15 protein-coding genes are annotated in these 20,658 nt (G+C 72.5%); 4 read left to right on the top strand and 11 right to left on the bottom strand.

Annotated features, from left to right (window positions below; all coding sequences use genetic code 11):
* Positions 1–34: 34 nt before the first annotated feature.
* Positions 35–1,153, bottom strand: coding sequence for an ADP-ribosylglycohydrolase family protein (locus tag RKD23_RS21500; RefSeq protein ID WP_424855133.1), 1,119 nt, complete (start codon positions 1,151–1,153; stop codon positions 35–37).
* A gap of 89 nt (positions 1,154–1,242) precedes the next feature.
* Between RKD23_RS21500 and RKD23_RS21495 the strand changes: the two genes are divergently transcribed.
* Positions 1,243–1,794 carry a DUF2165 domain-containing protein gene (locus RKD23_RS21495; RefSeq protein WP_404041918.1) on the top strand — a complete coding sequence of 184 codons (552 nt, stop codon included), beginning with the start codon at positions 1,243–1,245 and terminating at the stop codon, positions 1,792–1,794.
* Here the strand turns inward: RKD23_RS21495 and RKD23_RS21490 are convergent.
* From RKD23_RS21490 to RKD23_RS21480, 3 genes are all read right to left on the bottom strand, one after another.
* Positions 1,791–2,354, bottom strand: coding sequence for a hypothetical protein (locus tag RKD23_RS21490; RefSeq protein ID WP_424855132.1), 564 nt, complete (start codon positions 2,352–2,354; stop codon positions 1,791–1,793). The two genes, RKD23_RS21495 and RKD23_RS21490, sit on opposite strands and share 4 nt — an antisense overlap.
* 110 nt (positions 2,355–2,464) lie before the next feature.
* The gene (locus RKD23_RS21485; protein ID WP_424855131.1) at positions 2,465–5,050 is read right to left on the bottom strand and encodes a bifunctional FO biosynthesis protein CofGH; all 2,586 of its coding nucleotides are present in this window, start codon (positions 5,048–5,050) and stop codon (positions 2,465–2,467) included.
* 64 nt (positions 5,051–5,114) lie between these two features.
* Positions 5,115–5,966: an LLM class F420-dependent oxidoreductase gene (locus RKD23_RS21480; RefSeq protein WP_424855130.1), complete on the bottom strand. Its 852-nt coding sequence runs from the start codon at positions 5,964–5,966 to the stop codon at positions 5,115–5,117.
* Positions 5,967–6,048: 82 nt separating this feature from the next.
* On the opposite strand from RKD23_RS21480, the gene RKD23_RS21475 reads away from it, so the two are divergent.
* Entirely contained in the window at positions 6,049–7,761 is a 1,713-nt protein-coding gene (locus RKD23_RS21475; RefSeq protein WP_424855129.1) for a CehA/McbA family metallohydrolase, read from the top strand.
* A 4-nt stretch (positions 7,762–7,765) separates the two neighbouring features.
* Here the strand turns inward: RKD23_RS21475 and RKD23_RS21470 are convergent, their stop codons facing one another.
* From RKD23_RS21470 to RKD23_RS21445, 6 genes are all read right to left on the bottom strand, one after another.
* Positions 7,766–9,217, bottom strand: a complete 1,452-nt coding sequence (locus tag RKD23_RS21470) for an aldehyde dehydrogenase family protein (RefSeq protein WP_424855128.1) — start codon at positions 9,215–9,217, stop codon at positions 7,766–7,768.
* Positions 9,214–10,935, bottom strand: coding sequence for an N-acyl-D-amino-acid deacylase family protein (locus RKD23_RS21465; RefSeq protein ID WP_424855127.1), 1,722 nt, complete (start codon positions 10,933–10,935; stop codon positions 9,214–9,216). Before RKD23_RS21465 ends, RKD23_RS21470 begins: the two co-directional genes overlap by 4 nt.
* A gap of 89 nt (positions 10,936–11,024) precedes the next feature.
* Positions 11,025–12,143: an LLM class flavin-dependent oxidoreductase gene (locus tag RKD23_RS21460; protein WP_424855126.1), complete on the bottom strand. Its 1,119-nt coding sequence runs from the start codon at positions 12,141–12,143 to the stop codon at positions 11,025–11,027.
* 124 nt (positions 12,144–12,267) lie between these two features.
* Positions 12,268–13,038 (bottom strand): SDR family NAD(P)-dependent oxidoreductase, encoded by a 771-nt coding sequence (locus RKD23_RS21455; RefSeq protein WP_424855125.1) that lies wholly within the window; start codon positions 13,036–13,038, stop codon positions 12,268–12,270.
* Positions 13,039–13,040: 2 nt separating this feature from the next.
* Positions 13,041–13,967: a TIGR03619 family F420-dependent LLM class oxidoreductase gene (locus RKD23_RS21450; protein WP_424855124.1), complete on the bottom strand. Its 927-nt coding sequence runs from the start codon at positions 13,965–13,967 to the stop codon at positions 13,041–13,043.
* On the bottom strand, positions 13,964–15,190 hold the full coding sequence (locus RKD23_RS21445) for an amidohydrolase family protein (protein ID WP_424855123.1): 1,227 nt from the start codon (positions 15,188–15,190) through the stop codon (positions 13,964–13,966). The genes RKD23_RS21450 and RKD23_RS21445 overlap by 4 nt, the downstream gene beginning before the upstream one ends.
* A 362-nt stretch (positions 15,191–15,552) precedes the next feature.
* Here RKD23_RS21445 and RKD23_RS21440 point away from each other — a divergent pair, with 362 nt between their 5' ends.
* Positions 15,553–18,531 carry an AfsR/SARP family transcriptional regulator gene (locus tag RKD23_RS21440; RefSeq protein WP_424855122.1) on the top strand — a complete coding sequence of 993 codons (2,979 nt, stop codon included), beginning with the start codon at positions 15,553–15,555 and terminating at the stop codon, positions 18,529–18,531.
* A gap of 202 nt (positions 18,532–18,733) precedes the next feature.
* Complete coding sequence (locus RKD23_RS21435; RefSeq protein WP_424855121.1) at positions 18,734–18,922, top strand: sigma-like protein; 189 nt, start codon at positions 18,734–18,736, stop codon at positions 18,920–18,922.
* A 91-nt stretch (positions 18,923–19,013) separates the two neighbouring features.
* Here RKD23_RS21435 and RKD23_RS21430 read toward each other — a convergent pair whose 3' ends face one another.
* Positions 19,014–20,612: a FadD3 family acyl-CoA ligase gene (locus RKD23_RS21430; RefSeq protein WP_424858299.1), complete on the bottom strand. Its 1,599-nt coding sequence runs from the start codon at positions 20,610–20,612 to the stop codon at positions 19,014–19,016.
* Between the last annotated feature and the right edge of the window lie 46 nt (positions 20,613–20,658).

The following is a 20,658-nucleotide window of genomic DNA, read 5'->3' as shown; positions in this document are numbered from 1 at the left end:
CCGCAAATCGATACAGCCCCGCGCCCCTGAAGAGCTAGGGCGTTCTCGGGTATCTGGCCAGCCAGCCGGGGGACGAACCCCCCGGCCCATGAAGCGCAGGTCCCTGGGTCATCTCCATGGCGAAGTCGTCGGCCAGTTGCAGGATGGTGGGGCGGCCCTCCAGTTCGGCCAGCCAGGCCGGGGGGAGGGCCGTTTCGCCGTGGAGGGCGCCGAGGAGACCGCCGGTGAGGCAGGCGGTGGCGGCGGAGGGGCCGCTGTGGTTGACGGCGAGGCGCAGGCCGTGACGGACGTCCTCGGCGACCAGGGCGCAGTAGACGGCGGCAGACAGCACCTGCTCGGCGGACCCGCTCGCGGTGAGGTCCTCGACCCGCGCCGGGGCCGGGATGCCCTGGCGGACCGCGCCGAGGGCCCGTTGCAGCGCGTCGCTGACCTGCTCGTGGCCGGGCCGGGCGGCGAGCAGGCCCATGGCGCGCTGTACGGCGCCGTCGAGGCTGTCGCCGCGGGCCAGGGCGTGCACGACGACGGCGTAGGCACCGGCGGTGAGGCCGGCGGCGGGGTGACCGTGGGTCTGGGCGGCGCACTCCAGGGCGAGCTGCACGACGAGCTGCGGCTCCCAGCCGACCAGCAGCCCGAAGGCCGCCGACCGGGCCGCCGCCTCCGGACCGTCCGCGCCGGGGTTCTTCGGCGCCTCCAGGGTGCCCATGATGTCGTCGCCGAGCCCGAGCAGCAGTGGCCGGGTCGGCCCGCGGCGGGCGTACAGCCACTCCTCCCGGGCCAGCCAGCCGTCGTCCTTGCGCCGCTCGTCGGGCCCCCAGTCACGCTGGGTGGCGGCCCAGCGCAGATACGCCCGGTGCAGATCGGTCGGCGGATGCCAGGCCCCCGTGTCCCGCCGCACCTGCGCCCGGATCAGCCCGTCCACGGTGAACAGCCCGAGCTGCGTGAGATGACCGACGGCTCCCCGCCGCCCGAAGGCCGGCACGAGATCGACGACCCCGTCCGCCCCGTGCGCCTCCCGTATCCCGTCCAGCCCCAGCCCGTCGACCGGCAGCCCCAACGCGTCCCCGACAGCCGCCCCCAGCAGCGTGCCCCGCACCCTGCTCCGAAAGTCCTGCTGCTCGACCCGCCCCCACACAGCCCCGGCTGCCGCACCCACCAGAACCTCCCGGGGACCGTCCGTATGTACGACGCCCAGCACTGTAATCGACCTGTGTGACGCGATCTCCATCATGGAAGATTGCTGTCATGTCCACCAACACTTCCCCCCACGCCCGTGCCCTGCCGCTCGCGGCCGGTGTGCTGACGGCGGTGCTCGCGCTGTACATCGCTCTCGTGGCGCTGGGCAATATCACTGATTTCGGGTCCAACCAGCAGTTCGTGCGGCATGTGCTGGCGATGGACACCACGTTCGAGGACGAGGATCTGATGTGGAGAGCCGTGAGCAGTACGGCGCTTCAGGATGCGGCGTATGTGGCGATCATCGTCTGGGAGACGGTGACGGCGCTCGTGCTGATCGGGGCGACCTGGCTGTGGGCGCGGCGGCGGTTCGGGGTCGCCCGGCGGGTGTCGACGTACGGGCTGCTGATGCTGATGGTGCTGTTCGGTGCCGGGTTCATCGGGATCGGCGGTGAGTGGTTCGCGATGTGGCAGTCGGAGGACTGGAACGGGCTGGACGCGGCGACGCGGGTGTTCCTGATGAGCGGTGTGGTGCTCGTCGTCGTCCAACTCACCTCGGGGGCAAGCGAGTCCGTGGAGTCCATGAAGTCCGTGGAGTCTGTGGAGTCCGTGGAGTCCTAGTCCACCACTCGTACCGGTGTCTCCGCCGTCGCGAAGGCCCACAGGGCGTCGCCGGGGGCCTTGCCGATGCGGATGCCGCCGGTGCGGCGGCCCTCGGCGGGCGGCGGGGACGAGCCGTCGAGCGCGTTGGAGAAGGCGATGTCCACGCCGTCCTTGTTGGCGAAGAACACGACGTGCTCGATCGGCACACCGTCGGAGCCGGTCGTCGTCTCGGTGCGGGTGCCGACCTTGTAGCGGCCCGGGTCCGGGGCGATCGTGCCCGGCCAGACCGTGAAGGACTGGTGCACGGCGTCGCTCGCGTCGATCAGCCAGACCCGGTGCTGGGTCAGGGAGTACACGATCCGGCGCCCGGTGCCGGAGCCGGCCGGCGCTGCGGGCGGGGCGGGCTCGGTGTCCTTCGGCTTCGGCTCCGCGCTCGCGGACGCCGAGACGCTCGGCCTGGCCGCCGTCGGCTCGGGGCGCGGGCCCTGGTCGGCCCGCACGGCGAGGACGGCGACCACGGCGACCGCGCCCGCGGTCAGTCCGGTGACCCAGGCCCACGAGGGCAGTCGGGCAGACACGGGCGCATCTCCTCAGTCGCTCAGTCGCTCGGGCGGCCCTCACCGAGGCCACCCGGGTCGCATCATCGTACTGCCAGGCCGGAGCCGCCCGGTCGGGCCCCGTCCCTGCCTCAGTCCAGCACCGGCAGCAGGTCCGGCAGGTGGCCGTCCGAGGCGGTCGCGGCCTGGCGGCGCTCTTCGGGGACCTCGCCGTACAGGGTCGTGCGGGGGCGCGACGGGCGGCCGGCGGCCTCGGCGACCGCGATCAGGTCCTTGACCGACTTGTAGGAGCCGTAGGAGGAGCCCGCCATGCGGGAGATGGTCTCCTCCATGAGCGTGCCGCCCAGGTCGTTCGCGCCGGAGCGCAGCATCTCCGCCGCGCCCTCGGTGCCGAGCTTGACCCAGCTGGTCTGGATGTTGGGGATCCAGGGGTGCAGCAGGAGGCGGGCCATCGCCGTCACCGCCCTGTTGTCCCGCATGGTCGGGCCGGGCCGCGCGATGCCCGCCAGGTACACCGGCGCGTTCGTGTGGATGAACGGCAGCGTCACGAACTCGGTGAAGCCGCCCGTCTCGCGCTGGATGCCCGCCAGTGTGCGCAGGTGGCCCAGCCAGTGGCGGGGCTGGTCGACATGGCCGTACATCATCGTGGACGAGGAGCGGATGCCCAGCTCGTGGGCCGTTTTCACCACCTCGATCCAGGTCGCCGTCGGCAGCTTGCCCTTGGTCAGCACCCAGCGGACCTCGTCGTCGAGGATCTCCGCCGCCGTGCCCGGGATCGAGTCCAGGCCCGCTTCCTTCGCCGCCGTCAGCCACTCGCGGATCGACAGGCCCGTACGGGTCGCGCCGTTGACGACCTCCATCGGCGAGAAGGCGTGCACATGCATGCCGGGGACCCGGGACTTCACCGCCCGCGCGATGTCGAAGTACGCCGTGCCGGGCAGGTCCGGGTGGATGCCGCCCTGCATGCACACCTCGACCGCGCCCACGTCCCACGCCTGCTGGGCCCGGTCGGCGACCTGCTCCAGGGAGAGGGTGTAGGCGTCGGCGTCGGTCCTGCGCTGCGCGAAGGCGCAGAAACGGCAGCCGGTGTAGCAGACGTTGGTGAAGTTGATGTTGCGGGTGACGATGTACGTCACCTCGTCCCCGACCGCCGACTTCCGTACGGCGTCCGCGACTTGGCACAGCGCGTCCAGCGCGGGCCCGTCCGCGTGCAGCAGCGCCAGCGCCTCCGCGTCCGTCAGCCGGGTCGGGTCGTCCGCCGCCGTGCGCAGGGCCTGCCGTACGTCGGTGTCGATGCGCTCCGGCGCCATGCCGGGCGCGGCGGCCTCGCGCAGGGCGTCCCAGTCGCCGTACACCTCGTCGAAGTCGTCACGCCGGTCGGCGGTACGGCCCTCGGTGTCGATGGAGGCGTGCAGATCCGTACGGCCGGAGGACACGAACACCTCCTCCGGCTCCTGCCACGGCAGCCCCCGCACCGGAGCGTCCGCTCGCGCGAGCCCCGTGTCCGGGTCCGCCAGCGCCGCCACGTGCGGACGCAGCCGCGGGTCCAGCCAGGGCTCGCCGCGCTGCACGAACTCCGGGTAGACGCAGAGGCGTTCACGCAGTTCGAACCCCGCGGCCCGGGACCGCTCCGCCAGTTCCTCGATCTGCGGCCAGGGGCGCTCGGGGTTGACGTGGTCGATGGTCAGCGGGGACACCCCGCCCCAGTCGTCGATGCCGGCCGCGATCAGCCGCTCGTACTCGGAGTCGACGAGGTTCGGCGGGGCCTGGAGGCAGGCGGAGGGGCCCAGGATGTGCCGTGCGACCGCCACCGTGGCGACGAGTTCGTCCAGTTCGGCGTCCGGCATGCCGCGCATGGCCGTGTCCGGCTTGGCGCGGAAGTTCTGGATGATCAGCTCCTGGATGCCGTGATAGGCCCGGGAGACCTTCCGCAGCGCGAAGAGCGACTCGGCCCGCTCCTCGTACGTCTCCCCGATGCCGATCAGAATCCCTGAGGTGAAGGGCACCGAGGACCGGCCGGCGTCCTCCAGCACCCGCAGCCGGACGGCCGGTTCCTTGTCCGGGGAGCCGTGGTGCGGGCCGCCCGGCTCGGACCAGAGCCTCTCGGCGGTCGTCTCCAGCATCATGCCCATCGACGGCGCGACGGGCTTGAGCCGCTGGAAGTCCGTCCAGGACATCACCCCGGGGTTGAGGTGCGGCAGCAGCCCGGTCTCCTCCAGGATGCGGATGGAGATGGCGCGGACGTAGGCGATGGTGTCGTCGTAGCCGTGCGCGTCGAGCCACTCGCGCGCCTCCGGCCAGCGGTCCTCCGGCTTGTCGCCGAGGGTGATGAGGGCTTCCTTGCAGCCGAGGGCCGCCCCCTTGCGGGCGATGTCCAGCACCTCGTCCGGGGACATGAACATCCCGTGCCCGGCCCGCCGCAGCTTGCCGGGGACGGTGACGAACGTGCAGTAGTGGCACTTGTCCCGGCACAGCCGGGTCAGGGGTATGAAGACGCTCTTCGAGTACGTGATGACACCGGGCCGGCCGGCCTGCGCGAGACCGGCGTCCCGCACCCGGCCCGCCGACGCGACGAGGTCGTCCAGCGCCTCGCCGCGCGCCTGCAGCAGCACGGCCGCCTCGGTGACGTCCAGGGCGACGCCGTCACGGGCGCGTCTGAGAGCGCGACGCAGGGAGTTCTCGGTCGGGCCGGTTCCGGAGGTCGCGGAAGTCGTCATCCTTCGAGGATAAGGTCGCGCCGATCAACCCCGAGCAGGACTTTTTCCGGTGAAGGCGCCGGTCTCACCCGGCCACGAAACCCATGAGTCCGTCCAGCGCCCGCAGCACCTCCGCCTCGCCGCCCGGGGGCAGTTGCACGACCACCTCCTCGATCCCGAGCTCGGCATAATGCGCGAGCTTGCCCGGGTTCGGGCGGACTGCGTACGGGACGATCTGGAGGGCGTCCGGGCCGCGGCCCGCGTCGGACCAGCGGGCGCGCAGCTCCGGCACGGACTCGGACAGGCCGCGTCCGCCGATGGGCAGCCAGCCGTCGGCGTATTCGCAGATGTGGGTGAACAGTCTGGGCCCGGCCGCCCCGCCGACCAGCGTGCGCGGGCCGGTCACCGGGCCGCGCGGCTTCTGGACGGGCTTGGGGTGCGCGAAGCTCGGCCGGACCCTGCCGAAGTCGCCGTCGTAGCCGGTCGGTTCCGCCGTCCACAGCGCCTGCATCAGCCGCATCCGGTCGCGGACCAGCTCGCGCCGGGTGCGCCAGTCGACGCCGTGGTCGGCGGCCTCCTCCACGTTCCAGCCGTAGCCCACGCCCAGGGTGAGCCGCCCGCCGGAGAGGTGGTCCACGGTCGCCACCTGCTTGGCCAGGTCGATCGGGTCGTGCTGGGCGACCAGTGTGATGCCGGTGCCGAGCCCGAGCCGCTCGGTCACCGCCGCGGCCTGCCCGAGCGCGACGAAGGGGTCGAGGGTGCGGCCGTACTCGGGCGGCAGCTCGCCGCCCGCCGGGTAGGGGCTCGTGCGCTCGGTCGGGATGTGGGTGTGCTCGGGCAGATACAGCCCGGCGAAGCCGCGCTGCTCCAGCTCCCGGGCGAGCCGGGTCGGGGTGATCGTCTCGTCGGTGAGGAAGATGGTGACGGCGATACGCATGTCCCATCTGTACCGAGCCCCGCCCCATCTGTCCATACCGACCGGTCGGCACACATAGCGCTGTCCGCACTACCGTGGACAGGTGAGCGTCGAGACGCGGACCCTCCGCGGCATACTGCCCGCCGGCTCCCCCGACCACGCCTACGAGCCCTTCGACGTGCCGCCGGGCGTCAGAGAGGTGCGCGTGGCGTACACCTACGACCGCTCGCCCGGCAACGCCCTCGACCTCGGCCTCTTCGACGAACGCGGCACCGGCTCCGGCTTCCGCGGCTGGTCGGGCGGGGCCCGCACCGAGTTCTTCGTCCGCGCCGACGAGGCGACCCCCGGCTATCTGCCAGGACCGCCGCGCCCCGGCACCTGGCACATCGCGCTCGGCCCGTACACGGTGGCGCCGCGGGGACTCTCGTACGAGATCACGGTCACGCTGACGTACGGCGACCCCGGCGAGGCCGTCCAGCCGGTGTACCCGCCCGAGCGGGCGAGGGGCCGGGGCCGGGCCTGGTACCGCGGCGACCTCCACCTGCACTCCTGGCACTCCGACGGGCGCCGCACCCCGGCCGAGATCGGCGCGCTCGCCCGTGCGGCCGGGCTGGACTTCCTCAACAGCTCGGAGCACAACACGACGTCCGCGCACGCCCATTGGGCCGATGTGGCGGGGGACGACCTGCTGGTCCTGCTGGGCGAGGAGGTGACCACCCGCAACGGCCACCTCGTGGCGCTGGGCACGGACCCCGGCACCTTCGTCGACTGGCGCTTCCGGGCCCGCGACGACGCCTTCGGCCGCACCGCCGCCACGATCCGCACCGCCGGAGGCCTGGCCGTCCCGGCCCACCCGCACGCGCCCTGCGTCGGCTGCGCCTGGAAGCACGGCTGGGACGCGGCGGACGCGGTGGAGGTGTGGAACGGGCCCTGGACACCGGACGACGAGGTGACCCTGGCCGCGTGGGACGCCGGCCTCGCGGCCGGGACCTGGCGCACCGGCCCCGCCGAGGCGGAGGGCCACCCGGTCGCCGGCCCCTCCGAGACCGAGGCCCGCCCGGACGCCGACCTCGCCACCGGGGCCGGTCGTACCGACCCCGCCGACACCGCAGCCGGACCGAACGCCGGGCTCGGCGCCGGGGCCTGGGGTACCGACGACGCCGACGCCGCAACCGGCCCGAACACCGGCCTCGGCGCCGGGGCCAGTCGTACCGACCCCAGCGACACCACAGCCGACCCGAACACCGGCGTCGGGACCAGTCGTACCGACCCCGCCACCGAAGCCAGCCGTACCGACCACGCCGACGCCCCGAGCCGCCCGAACCGGGCGCCCGGCCCCGTGCGCCTCCTCCCGGCGGTAGGCGGCAGCGACGCCCACCGCCCTCCCGACCGGGTCGGGCTGCCGCAGACCGTCGTCCTCGCCGACGGCCTGACCCGCGCGGCCGTACTCGCGGGCATCAGGGCCGGCCACTGCTATGTCGCGGAGTCGAGCGCGGTGTCCCTGGACTTCACGGCCCGCGCCGCCGACGGTGAGGCGGCAGGTATCGGGGAGCGGCTCGCCGTCGCCCTGGGCACGACCGTCACCGTCCGCGTCGCGGTGACCGGCGCACCGCGCTGCACGGTGCGCCTCGTCACCGACCAGGGTGTCCTCCACACGAGCCCGCCGCTGCCCGTGACCGGGTCGGGTGTCGTGGAGTGGCGTACGACGCCCGCCCGGGCGACCTACGTACGCGCCGAGGTACGGCACGAGGCCGCGCTGGGGCCGCTGCCGGGGATGATGGCCGCGTTCACCAACCCGGTGTTCCTGGGGCCGTAGCCCCTCACCCCGGCCACACCAGCGCCTGCACCTCGCCGTAGGCGTGCAGGGCGTACGGGCCGCAGTCACGGCCTACGCCGCTCGCCCCGAAGCCGCCGAAGGGTGCCTCCATGTTGCGGCCGACCGTGTTCACCCCGACCCCGCCCGCGCGCAGCCGGCGTGCGACGCGGAAGGCGCGGGCCACGTCGGCGGACCAGACGTAGTCGATGAGGCCGTAGTCGGAGTCGTTGGCGAGGGCGATGCCCTCCTCCTCGTCGTCGAAGGGCACGACCACGACGACCGGCCCGAAGATCTCCTCCCGGGCCACGCGCATGTCGTTGGTGCAGTCGGCCAGGAGGGTGGGGGCTACGTAGAACCCGCGGTCCAGCGGCGGCCGTTCACCGCCGGTGACGACCACCGCTCCCTCCTTGCGGCCGAGTTCGACGTACGCCTCCACCCGCTCCCGGTGCGCCGCGGAGATCACCGGGCCCACGACGGTGCCCCGGTCCCGGGGATCGCCGACCTTCAACCTCCCTGCGTACGCCGCGAGTTGCTCTACCACCCGCTCGTACACCCCGCGCTGGGCCAGCACCCGCGTGGGCGCCGTACAGATCTGGCCGCTGTAGAAGGAGAAGGTCGTCCCGATGCCGGCGACGGCGGAGGCGAGGTCGGCGTCGTCGAGGACCAGGGCCGCGCCCTTCCCGCCGAGCTCCATCAGCTGGCGCTTCATGCCCCGGCCGCACACCTCGGCGATACGGCGTCCGACGGCGGTGGAGCCGGTGAAGCTGACCATGTCGACGTCGGGCGAGTCCACGGCGGCCTCACCGACGGCCACGGACCGCCCCGAGACCACGTTCACCACCCCGGGCGGGACGCCCGCCGCCTCGAGGGCCTCGGCCATGCGGTAGACGGACAGGGGGTCCTGCGGGGCGGGTTTGACGACGACCGTGTCGCCCATGGCCAGCGCGGGGGCGACCTTCCCGGCGGCGTTGGCCCAGGGATTGTTGTACGAGGTGACGCAGGTGACGACCCCGACGGGCTGCCGTATCGCCAGGGCGCCCATGACCCCGGCTCGGCCCATGGGGCCGGCCTCGTTGATCTGCGGCGGGATCGCCCACTCGGCGGGCTCCACGCGCGCGTAGCGGCGGAAGCGGGCCGCGGCCACGCCGACCTGCATCGCGCGGGCCGTGGCGGTGGTCGCGCCGGTCTCGGCCTGGGCGAGGGCGGCGTACTCGCCGGCCCGCTCCCGGATGATCTCCGCCGCCCGGGCCAGCACCGCGGCCCGCTCCTCAGGTGCCGTGCGCGACCACGGCCCGAAGGCCTCACGGGCCGCGGCACACGCCGCGTACACCTGCTCCCGCGAGGCCTCCGGCGCCCGGCCGACGACCTCCTCGGTCGCCGGGTCGACGACGTCGTAGTGCCCGCCGTCCGGCTCGATCCAGGCGCCGCCCACGAACAGCCGCTGCTGCGTGCTCACTTGGTCGCCACCGTCCTGGTGTCCCGCCCGGAGCGCAGCACCTTCCCCGGCACCGCCCCGGTCACGGCGTCCTCCCGGACCGCCTCGACGCCGTTGACCCACACGGCCCGCACCCCGAGCGCCCGGGAGTCCAGCCGGGGGCTGTCGCCCGGCAGGTCGTGCACCAGGGTGGCCGGGCCCGCGTCGATCCGCTCCGGGTCGAAGAGCACGAGGTCGGCATGGAACCCCTCCTGGATCCGCCCCCGCTCCCGCAGCCCGAAGAGCCGCGCCGGATCGTCGGTCAGCATCTTCACCGCCTGCTCCAGGCCCACCAGCCGCCGCCCGCGCAGACAGTCACCGAGGAACCGGGTCGTGTACGGCGCCCCGCACATCCGGTCCAGATGCGCGCCCGCGTCGGAGCCGCCCAGCAGCACGTCCGCGTGCCGCCAGGTCTCGGCCCGCAGCGCCCAGGACGCGGGGTCGTTGTCGGTGGGCATCGGCCACAGCACCGTACGCAGGTCGTCGGCGGCGCAGATCTCGACCAGGCAGCTGAAGGGGTCCTGCCCGCGCTCGGCGGCGATGTCCCGCACGACCCGGCCGGTCAGCCCGGCGTTGCGCTCGCTGTAGGTGTCCCCGATGACGTACCGCCCGAAGTCGGTGAGCCGCCGGAAGACGCCCGCCTCCTCGGAACGGGCGTGCCGCAGCAGCTCCTCCCGTACGGCCGGATCGGCCAGCCGCCGGATGCGCTCGGGGACGGGCAGCCCCAGGACGGGCCCCCAGCCGGGTATCAGGTTGAGCGCGCAGAACGTGCCCAGGGACATGTTCATCGGCGCGAGGACCGGCATGGTCAGCGCGACGACCCTGCCGCCCGCCTTCCTCGCCCGCTCGCTCGCCAGCAGCTGCCGGGGCACGCGCTCGGGGACGGCCGCGTCGATGGTCAGCACGTTCCAGTTCAGCGGCCGGCCCGCCACCGCGCTCATCTCCGCGAGCAGCTCGATCTCCGGATCGCTGAACCTGTCCAGGCACCCGGCCACGATCGCCTCGATCTGCGTGCCCTCGTGCTCGCCCACCGCCCTGGACAGCGCCAACAGCTCCTCGGGACGCGCGTGCCGCGAGGCGACCGGGTGCCCGTCGCCGTCGGAGTGCGTGGACGACTGGGTGGTGGAGAACCCCCAGGCACCGGCGTCCATGGCCTCGTGCAACAGCCCCACCATGGAGGCGAGTTGCACATCGGACGGCTGCCCGCCGATCGCGTCCGCCCCCATGACGTACCGCCGCAGCGCACAGTGCCCCACCATGAAACCGGCGTTGACCGCGATACGCCCTTCGAGAGCGTCGAGGTACTCCCCGAAGGTCCGCCAGCTCCAGGGAGCGCCTTCCTCCAGAGCGGCCAGCGACATCCCCTCGACCTTGGACATCATGCGGCGCGTGTAGTCGGCGTCCTGGGGCTTGAGAGGCGCGAGGGTGAACCCGCAGTTCCCGGCAGCGACGGTGGTCACGCCGTGCTGGAGCGACGGCGTGGCGTACGGGTCCCAGAAGAGCTGTGCGTCGTAGTGCGTGTGCGGGTCGACGAACCCGGGGGCGAGGACGAGCCCGGTGGCGTCCTCGCGGGTACGGGCGGCCGCGGTGACCTTGCCGATGACGGCGACCCGCCCGTCGAGGATGCCGACGTCGGCGGTACGGGCAGAGGTGCCGGTCCCGTCGACGACGGTGGCGTTCTCGATCAGGTGATCAAGCATGATTGTCCAACTCCCTGAGGTGAACGTCCCTAGGGGCGCGGGGAACTGCGCGACCAGCCCATGACGGCCCGCACGCCGCCGACGAAAGCTCAGGCCCCCTGACGGAACCGCGAAGTCCGATGCACAGGGTCGGTGTCGATCTCCGGAATCACATGCTCACCGATCAGCCGAATGGTCTGAAGCGTCGCTTCCTTGGGCACCCCCACCGGCAACCCGAAGCTCAACTGGTCCGCCCCGGCCCGCTCCCACCGCTCGCACTGCCGCAGCACCTCGTCGGGGTCCCCGCAGATCAGCAGCTCCTCCTCGATCAGCACCTCCACGAACTCCGGCGTGTAGGGAGGCAGCGTCTCCGGCCACACGGGAAAGCCCTCGGGCCGCGGGAAGGTGTCGTGGTACCGGAACACCAGGGACGGCAGATAGTGCAGCCCCCCGTTGACGGCGATCTCGATCGCCTCGGCGTGCGTCGGCGCGCAGATCGCGGTGGTCGTCACCATCACGTTGTCGTTGACGAAGTCCCCCACCGGCTCCGCGTCCACGATCGCCGTCTTGTACTGCTCCAGCACCCACTCCATGTCCGACACCTTCTGGATGCTGAAGCCGAGCACCCCGAGCCCCTTGCGGGCGGCCATGGCGTACGACGGCGGCGACCCGGCGGCGTACCACATCGCCGGGTGCGAGGCCCCGTACGGCTTGGGCAGCACCTTGCGCGGCGGCAGCTGCCAGTGCTTGCCCTGGAAGCCGGCGTACTCGTCCTGGAGCCACATCTTGGGGAACTCGGCGATCGTCTCCTCCCAGATCTCCTTGGTGTAGTTCATGTCGGTGATGCCGGGCAGGAAGCCGAGGATCTCGTGCGAGCCGGCCCCCCGCCCGCTGCCGAACTCGAAGCGGCCCTCGGAGAGGTGGTCGAGCATGGCGACCTTCTCGGCGACCTTGACGGGGTGGTTGACCTGGGCGAGGGGGTTGAAGATGCCCGAGCCCAGGTGGATCCGCTCGGTGGCGTGGGCGAGGTAGCCGAGGAAGACGTCGTTGGCGGACAGGTGGGAGTACTCCTCCAGGAAGTGGTGCTCGGAGGCCCAGGCGTACTTGAAGCCGGACCTGTCCGCCTGGATGACGTACTCGGTCTCCTCCATCAACGCCTTGTGCTCGGCGAGCGGGTCGGTCTCGGCGCGCTTGCCCACGTATCCCTGTACGAAGAGCCCGAATTCCATGGAGGTTCACCGTCCCGGGGTCTGCTGAATCCCTTTATCTGACGCACCGTCAGATCGATGACTGTGGCACCGCGGGCATGGATGGTCAATAGCTGACGGTCAGTCAGACGTGCGAGTCTCGGGGTCAGACGACGCCGACGCCCGCCAGCCACCCGCCGTCGATCACGAACGGCTGCCCGGTGATGTACGACGAGTCCTCGGAGGTCAGGAACAGCGCCAGCCGGGCCACCTCCTCCGGCCGGCCGACCCGGCCCAGCGGCACGAGCTTGCGGTAGAGCGCGTCCAGCGCCCGCGCGGTCTCCTCCGGGTCGGCGTCCGGGTCCAGCCGGGCCGGGTTGGACATCGGGGTGTCGATGGCGCCGGGGCAGATCGCGTTGACGCGGATGCGCCGGTCGGCCAGCTCCAGCGCGGCCACCCGGGTCAGCCCGAGCACGGCGTGCTTGGTCGCGGCGTACGTGCCCACCGCGGCCATCCCGGTCAGCCCGGTGTAGGAGGCGGTGTTGACGATCGTCCCGCCCTGCGGCATCCGCGGCGCGACCGTCTTCACGCCGAGGAAGCAGCCCACCTGGTTGACCCGCACGACCTCCATGAACTCCTCCAGCGGGGTGTCCACGAGCGCGTTGAACCGCAGGATGCCGGCGTTGTTGACCAGCCCGTCGACCCGCCCGTACGCCCGCTCGGCCGCCGCGACGGCATCCCGCCAGCCGCTCTCCTCGCCCACGTCCAGATGGACGTACAGGCCCCCGATCTCCTTGGCGAGGGCCTCGCCGGGCTCGTCCAGCACATCGGCGAGGACGACCTCGGCCCCCTCCGCACGGAACAGCCGCGCCTCCTGCTCCCCCTGCCCGCGTGCCGCTCCGGTGACGATCACGACCCGGCCGTCCAGCTTGCCCATCGCTACTCCTCCTCGTGCAGACGAGGCGCCACCTCGGCGCCGAACGCGGCTATCTGATCGATGAGTTCGGTACGACTCCGACTGCGGAAGCGCACCTGGAGCTGCCCCACGCCCATCGCCCGGTACGCCCGCAGCGACTCGGCGAGGGCCTGCGGGGCCCCGGCGAGGGTGCGCCGGCCGACGTCCCAGGCGGGCCGGCCGACGTAGAGGGGCTCGGCGATGGCCCCGTAGGTGAAGGGCGTGCGCAGCCCGGCCTCCTCGCGCAGGGCCCGGATGCGGCCGGTCTTCTCGGCGAGGCGCTCGCGGGGATCGCCCTGTGGGAGCCAGCCGTCGCCCTTGAGCGCGGCCCGGCGCAGGGCGGGCTCCGAGGAACCGCCGACCCAGAGGGGGACACGAGGCTGGACGGGGCGGGGTCGCTGCCCCAGGTCCTGGAAGTCGTACCGCTTGCCGTGGTGCTCGGGGAACTCCTCCGGCCCGAGGGCGGCGCGCAGGGCGTCGATCGTCTCGTCGAGCAGGGCCCCGCGCCGCCCGAAGTCCGCCCCGAGCGCCTCGAACTCCTCCCGGACATGCCCGGCCCCGACACCGAGGACGAGCCGCCCGCCGCTGAGCCGGTCGAGGGTGGCGTACTGCTTGGCGCTGAGCAGGGGGTGCCTGAGCCCGACGACGGCCACGTGCGTGAGGAGTCCGACGGTGCGGGTGTGCGCGGCCAGGTGGGCGAGCGTGGCGACGGGGTCGTACCAGACCGTGCTCATGGCCGCCGCGAGCCGGCGCGGGATCGCGACATGGTCGCAAGCGGCGACGTACGCGAACCCGGCCGCCTCGGCCGCCCGCGCCACCTCCACGAGATCCTCGGGTCCGGCCGTGGTCTCCCAGGGCTCGGTGTAGAGGGTGCTCTGGGACTGGACGGGGAGCTGGATGCCGTACCTCACGGCCGCCAGAGCCCCTCGGGCGTGAGCTGGAGCAGCTCGATGGCGTTGCCCCGCACGATCCTGTCGACGGTGTGCGGGTCGAGGTGGGCCATCTGCGCCTCGCCGACCTCGCGGGACTTGGGCCAGGTGGAGTCGGAGTGCGGGTAGTCGGTCTCGTACAGGACGTTGCCCGCGCCGATCGCGTCCAGGTTGCGCAGCCCGAAGGCGTCGTCGAAGAAGCAGCCGTAGACATGCTCGGCGAACAGCTCGGACGGCGGCCGCGTGACCTTGTCGGCGACCCCGCCCCACCCGCGGTTCTCCTCCCACACCACGTCGGCGCGCTCCAGGATGTACGGGATCCAGCCGATCTGCCCTTCCGCGTACATGATCTTCAGGTTCGGGAAGCGCTCGAACTTGCCGCTCATCAGCCAGTCGACCATCGAGAAGCAGCAGTTGGCGAAGGTGATCGTCGATCCGACGGCGGGCGGCGCGTCCGCGGACGTGGACGGCATACGGCTGCTGGAGCCGATGTGCATGGCGATGACGGTGCCGGTCTCGTCGCAGGCGGCGAGGAAGGGGTCCCAGTCGTCGGTGTGGACGGACGGGAGGCCGAGGTGCGGAGGTATCTCGGAGAACGCGACGGCCCGGACGCCCCGCGCGGCGTTGCGCCGGACCTCGTCGGCCGCCAGGCGGGCGTCCCACAGGGGGATGAGGGTGAGCGGTATGAGCCGCCCCTGCGCCTCGGGCCCGCACCACTCCTCCACCATCCAGTCGTTGTACGCCCGCACGCACAGCAGCCCGAGCTCCCGGTCCTCGGCCTCGGTGAAGGTCTGCCCGCAGAAGCGGGGGAAGGTGGGGAAGCACAGGGCGGACTGGACGTGGTTGACGTCCATGTCGGCGAGCCGGGCCGGGACGTCGTAGGACCCCGGCCGCATCTGTTCGTACGTGATGACTTCCAGCCGGATCTCGTCCCTGCTGCACCCGACGGCGGTGTCGAGCCGGGTGAGGGGCCGGTGGAGATCCTCGTACACCCACCAGTCGCCCACCGGGCCGCTTTCTCCTGCTGTGCCCATGACGGGCTTGAAGCGTCCGCCGAGGAAGGTCATCTCCCTCAGCGGGGCGCGGACGATGCGCGGCCCGGAGTCCAGGTACTTCTTCGGGAGCCGGTCCTGCCAGACGCCCGGCGGTTCGACGGTGTGGTCGTCGACGGAAATGATGCGCGGAAAGTCGGGGTTGGTCTCCATGTCGGCCACCGTAGCGCCGATCTGACGGACCGTCAGCAAGGCGGTCGGGAGGAGTGGATGTGAGGGCTTTGTGCACTACCGCGCGCCGGTCTGTGATCGGCGTCTCGCACGGCTGACGCATCCGCCATGAACAAGGCAGACTGACGGAGTTGTTCGGGATGTCTGGGGTCTGTCGTTCGCAGCAGGTCGGCTGAGAGAGACTGCGTCTTCGAGCCGACCCGAACGGGGTCCGGTGCGTGCAGCTGCAAGGCGGAGGAGGGCGGCGACGCGGAGCGTCGGCAACCGACGACAACGCGGCGATGCACGTGCCAGGCCCCGCGGACGCCGACATGACCCAGACGAGAGGCCCTAGGGGGACGTCGATGGACGGGGTACCGCGCGTACCGGAGCAGCGCCGTCGTGGCTCTGAGGAGCCCGCGCCGCTGCGCTTCGCCGTGCTCGGACCGGTGCGCGCCTGGCATGTCGAGGACGAGCCGTCCCTGGTGGACGGGGCTCCACGGGAGGACAAGGCGCTGCCGACCGGCTCCCCGCAGCAACGCGCCCTGCTCGCCGCCCTGCTGCTGCGCGAGGGCCGCACCGCCACGGCCGCCGAGCTGATCGACGCGCTGTGGGGCGAGGAACCGCCCTCCCAGGCACTGGCCGCGGTCCGCACGTACGCCTCCCGGCTGCGGAAGGTGCTGGGCGCCGGGGTCCTGGTCAGCGAGTCCGGCGGCTACGCGGTGCGGGCCCCCGGCTCCCTGGACCTCGCGGTCGCGCAGGACCTGGTGACCGAGGCGGAGAAGGCGCGTCAGACAGGCGATCTCGGCGAGGCCCGCTCGCTGCTCGGCCGCGCACTGGCCCTGTGGGACGGCGAACCCCTGGCGGGCGTCCCCGGCCCCTACGCCGAGGCCCAGCGCGTCCGCCTGGAGGAGTGGCGGCTGAGCCTGCTGGAGACCCGGCTCGACCTGGACCTGGAGCAGGGCTGCCACGCCGAGGCCGTCTCGGAGCTCACCGCCCTCACGGCGGCCCACCCCCTGCGCGAACGCCTGCGCGAGCTGCTGATGCTCGCCCTCTACCGCAGCGGGCGCCAGGCGGAGGCGCTCGCGGTGTACGCCGACACCCGCAGGCTCCTGGCCGACGAACTGGGCGTGGACCCGGGACCGGGGCTGCGCGAGCTGCAGGAGCGGATCCTGCGAGCGGACCCGGGCCTCGCGGAGCCCGCCGCCCCCGCGGGGGAGCCCTCGGTGATCCCGGTCCGCCCGGCCCAGCTACCCGCCACGGTGCCGGACTTCACCGGGCGTACGTCCTTCGTCGCCGAGCTGAGCGAGGTGCTCGCCTCGGCGGAGGGCCGGGTGATGGCCGTGTCCGCCCTCGCGGGCATCGGGGGCGTCGGCAAGACGACCCTGGCGGTGCACGTGGCCCACCAGGCGCGGTCGGCCTTCCCGGACGGCCAGCTGTACGTCGACCTCCAGGGGGCGGGGCCGCGCGCGGCGGAGCCGGAGACGGTCCTCGGCGCGTTCCTGCGTGCCCTCGGCACCGCGGACTCGGCGATCCCGGACTCCCTGGAGGAACGGGCCGCGCTGTACCGCTCCGTCCTGGACGGCCGCCGCGTACTGGTACTGCTGGACAACGCGCGCGACGCCGCCCAGGTCCGCCCCCTCCTGCCCGGCACGGACGGCTGCGCGGCCCTGGTGACGTCCCGCGTCCGCATGGTCGACCTGGCCGGCGCCCACCTGGTCGACCTGGACGTGATGTCCCCGGACGAGGCGCTGGCCCTGTTCACGAGGATCGTGGGCGAGGAACGCGTCGGCTCCGAACGCGACGCCGCCCTCGACGTGGTCGCCGCCTGCGGCTTCCTCCCCCTGGCCATCCGCATCGCAGCCTCCCGCCTCGCGGCCCGCCGCACCTGGACGGTGTCCGTCCTCGCGGCCAAGCTCGCCGACGAACGCCGCCGCCTGGACGAACTCCAGGCCGGCGACCTCGCCGTCAAGGCGACCTTCGAACTCGGCTACGGCGCCCTGGAACCCGCCCAGGCCCGCGCCTTCCGCCTCCTCGGCCTCGCCGACGGCCCCGACATCTCCCTCTCCGCCGCCGCCGCCGTCCTGGACCTCGGGGTGGAGGAGACGGAGGATCTGCTGGAGTCCCTGGTGGACACGTCCCTCCTGGAGTCCGCCGCCCCGGGTCGGTACCGGTTCCATGACCTGGTACGGCTTTACGCCCGGGCATGCGCCGAGCGGGACGAGTGGCCTCCGGAGGAGAGGGGGGCCGCGCTTTCTCGCTTGCTGGACTTCTATCTGGCCACGGCGGCCCGGGTCTATGCGATCGAGCGGCCGGGGGATCGGACGGTCACGCACCTTGAGAAGAGCCGTTGTGAAGGGCAGACCTTCTCCGATGCCACGCAGGCCCTCGACTGGCTGCACTCCGAGGCGGAGCCTCTGCTGGCCTGCGTCCAGCAGTCTCTGCAAGCCCCGACGCTGCGCCGAGCCGTCGACCTCCTTCTGGCAACCATCGATCTGGCGGAGTCCGGTGCCGGTTCACGCCGCTACGAGCTGACGGCCATGGCCGCACGTCACGCGGCCGTGGAACAGGACGACAACTACGCCGAGGTACGGGCCCGCATCACGCTGGCCCAAGTGCTCAGCCAGGCCGGTCGTTTCGAGGAAGCCGAGCATGAGGCCATGCGGGCCGACTCTCTCAACGAGACGGCGCAGGACCCATGGGCCACGAGCTCCGCGCCCAACCAGCTGGGCATCATCGCCATCTGCACCGCGCGGTACGCGGATGCCGAGGGCTACTTCCTCCGGGCCATCCATGCCTTCCAGGCGGATCAGAACAAGCCCGGGGAGGCCAGTGCCGTCTGCAACCTCTCCCGCACTCTGGCGTCGATGGACCGCAGTTCCGAGGCTGTGGAGCTTTCCCAACGGGGCGTCGAGATATACGACGAGCTCGGGCTGTCCGTGCGTCTGGCGAACGCCCGATACGCGTCGGGCATCGTCCTCACCCAGGCCGGCCGGCTGCACGAAGCCCTGGCCCAGCTCAGCGAAGCCCTTCAGATCTTCACGGAAAGCCGCCAGCGCCTCTGGGAAGGCACCACCCACTTCCGGATCGCTCAGGTCCACCTGGCGGCTCGGCGGTTCGCCCAGGCAGCCCAACACGCGGAACAGGCACTGGGGATCGGCTGCATCGGTGGTGACTGGATGAAGGCGAACGCGCTCACCGTGCTCGGCAAGGCGCTGGCAGCCCTCGATCAGTCGGGCCGGGCGGGGGCCTGTTGGCGCGATGCGCTGGCGATCTACGAAGCGGCAGGCTCGTCCGAGGCCGGCGAAGTGCGCGCTCTGCTGTCCCCGCTTGCTGCCGCCTGATCCGCACCGGCTCGTTCATCGAACGTTTATGGGTTCCTGCCACTCTCAATGCATCGGGTCCGTCGCGTCGGGGGGCAGGCGGACCTTGCGGGCCTCGTGACTACTCTGAGGTCCCGGAAACGCCCGTTCGGCGGCCCGCGGGGGAGTTGCCGAGCGGGCGCTTCCGTCGGAATCGTCAGCCACTGTCTTGGGGATGCACACCGTGAGCGAAGCAAAGAAGAACGACCAGATGACGACCCTGGACCAGCACGCACCTGTCCCGCCCGCCCTGGACGGTGAGGTCACGACGCTGGACCAGCACGCGCCCGTTCCGCCCGCCCTGGACGGTGAGGTCACGACGCTGGACCAGCACGCGCCCGCCCCGCCCGCCCTGGAGCTGGACGGCAAGTAGGTCCCGAACACTTCCATCCCGACGGGGATCGGCCGCGGCGGCGCGGAGGGGGAGCCGCCGCGGCCGAGGTGTGTCCGGGGCCGGCCGCCCGTCAGCGGGCAGCCCCACCCCGCAGTTCGCCCTTCACCACCTTGCCGCTCGCGTTGCGAGGCAGGGTGTCCACGAACTCCACCGACCTCGGGACCTTGTAGTTGGCCATCTCGCGTCGGGCCCAGGACAGAAGGTCGTCGGCGGTGGGGGAGGTGCCCGGGTGGGGGACGACGTATGCCTTGCCGACTTCGCCGAGGCGGGGGTCGGGGATGCCGATGACGGCGACGTCGGCGACGTCGGGGTGGAGGGCGAGGAGGCGTTCGATCTCGGCCGGGTAGGCGTTGAAGCCGCCGACGACGTACATGTCCTTCAAGCGGTCGGTGATGCGGAGGTTGCCGTCCACGTCCAGGACGCCTACGTCGCCCGTGTGCAGCCAGCCCTCGGGGTCCAGGACCTCTGCCGTGGCCGCGGCGTCCGCGTCGTAGCCCCGCATGACGTTGAAGCCGCGGACGTGCACCTCGCCCGGTTCGCCGGGTGGTGCGGTCGCCCCCGAGTCGGTGACCACGCGGACCTCGACGCCGGGGATGGGCCGGCCGGAGGTGGAGGCGATGACCTGGGGGGCGTCCCCGCGGCGGCACATCGTCACGACGCCGCTCGCCTCCGAGAGGCCGTATGCCGTGAGCACCGTCTCCACGCCCAGGTCCTGCCGCAGGCGCTCCACCAAGCGCAGCGGGACCACCGCCGCGCCCGTGACCACCAGGCGGAGGGAGGAGAGGTCGTGGGACCGGCGGGAGGGGTGGTCGAGCAACGACTGGAACAGCGTCGGGGGGCCCGGGAGGACCGTGACCGCCTCCCTCGCGATGTTCGCGAGGGCCGTCTCCACGTCGAACACCGGCTGGGGGATCATCGTCGCGCCCCGCATCAGGCAGGCGAGGATGCCCGCCTTGTAGCCGAAGGTGTGGAAGAAGGGGTTCACGATCAGGTAGCGGTCGCCGCGGGTCAGCCCCGCGAGCGCCGACCACGTCTCGTACGCCCGCAGGCTCTGCTCGTGCGTGATCACCGCGCCCTTCGGGCGGCCCGTCGTACCCGAGGTGTAGATGATGTCCGAGGGATCTGGTCCCTTCACCCTCACCTCGCGGACCTCCGCTCCCCGCACTCCCTCCCCTCCCGCCAGGAAGTCCTTCCAGGTCAGGAAGCCGGGCGGGGCGTCCTCCGACAGGACGACCGCCGTCTCCAGCTCCGGCAGCCCCCGCAGCAGGTCCCCCGCCGCTCTCCTCAGCGCCGCCACGTACGACGTGCCCAGGAACGCCCCCGTCACGAAGAGCAGCCGGGCCCCGCTGCGGCGCAGCACGTCCGCCGCCTCGGCGCCCTTGAAGCGGGTGTTGAGGGGGACGAGGACCGCTCCGGCCGAGACGGCTCCGAGGGCGGCGACCGTCCAGTCCAGGGAGTTGGGGGCCCAGATGGCGACGCGGTCGCCGACCCGGATGCCCCGTGCCAGGCATGCCGCGGCCGCGCGTTCCACCCGGGTACCCAGCTCGGCGTACGACACCCGGACCCGGCCCCCGCAGTCCACCACCGCCTCCGTGTCCGCGTACCGCTCGGCCGCCGCCCGCACCAGTCCGGGGATGGTCCCCCACCCGGCCCACTCACCGTCCACCATCGGCCTCCCCTCCACGAGAGCTGACACTTCGTCAGGCTAGCGCTAA

The organism is Streptomyces sp. SAI-170 (assembly GCF_049739565.1).
GTDB lineage: Bacteria > Actinomycetota > Actinomycetes > Streptomycetales > Streptomycetaceae > Streptomyces.
The sequence above is the reverse complement of the archived record's forward strand: the minus strand, read 5'-3'. Positions and strand labels throughout refer to the sequence as shown.

Bases quoted from the DNA above. Each gene is read 5' to 3' on its own strand.
- RKD23_RS21495 (WP_404041918.1), top strand. From the start codon at position 1,243: ATGTCCACCAACACTTCCCCCCACGCCCGTGCCCTGCCGCTCGCGGCC.
- RKD23_RS21485 (WP_424855131.1), bottom strand. From the start codon at position 5,050: ATGACGACTTCCGCGACCTCCGGAACCGGCCCGACCGAGAACTCCCTG.
- RKD23_RS21480 (WP_424855130.1), bottom strand. From the start codon at position 5,966: ATGCGTATCGCCGTCACCATCTTCCTCACCGACGAGACGATCACCCCG.
- RKD23_RS21465 (WP_424855127.1), bottom strand. From the start codon at position 10,935: ATGCTTGATCACCTGATCGAGAACGCCACCGTCGTCGACGGGACCGGC.
- RKD23_RS21460 (WP_424855126.1), bottom strand. From the start codon at position 12,143: ATGGAATTCGGGCTCTTCGTACAGGGATACGTGGGCAAGCGCGCCGAG.
- RKD23_RS21455 (WP_424855125.1), bottom strand. From the start codon at position 13,038: ATGGGCAAGCTGGACGGCCGGGTCGTGATCGTCACCGGAGCGGCACGC.
- RKD23_RS21445 (WP_424855123.1), bottom strand. From the start codon at position 15,190: ATGGAGACCAACCCCGACTTTCCGCGCATCATTTCCGTCGACGACCAC.
- RKD23_RS21440 (WP_424855122.1), top strand. From the start codon at position 15,553: ATGGACGGGGTACCGCGCGTACCGGAGCAGCGCCGTCGTGGCTCTGAG.
- RKD23_RS21430 (WP_424858299.1), bottom strand. From the start codon at position 20,612: ATGGTGGACGGTGAGTGGGCCGGGTGGGGGACCATCCCCGGACTGGTG.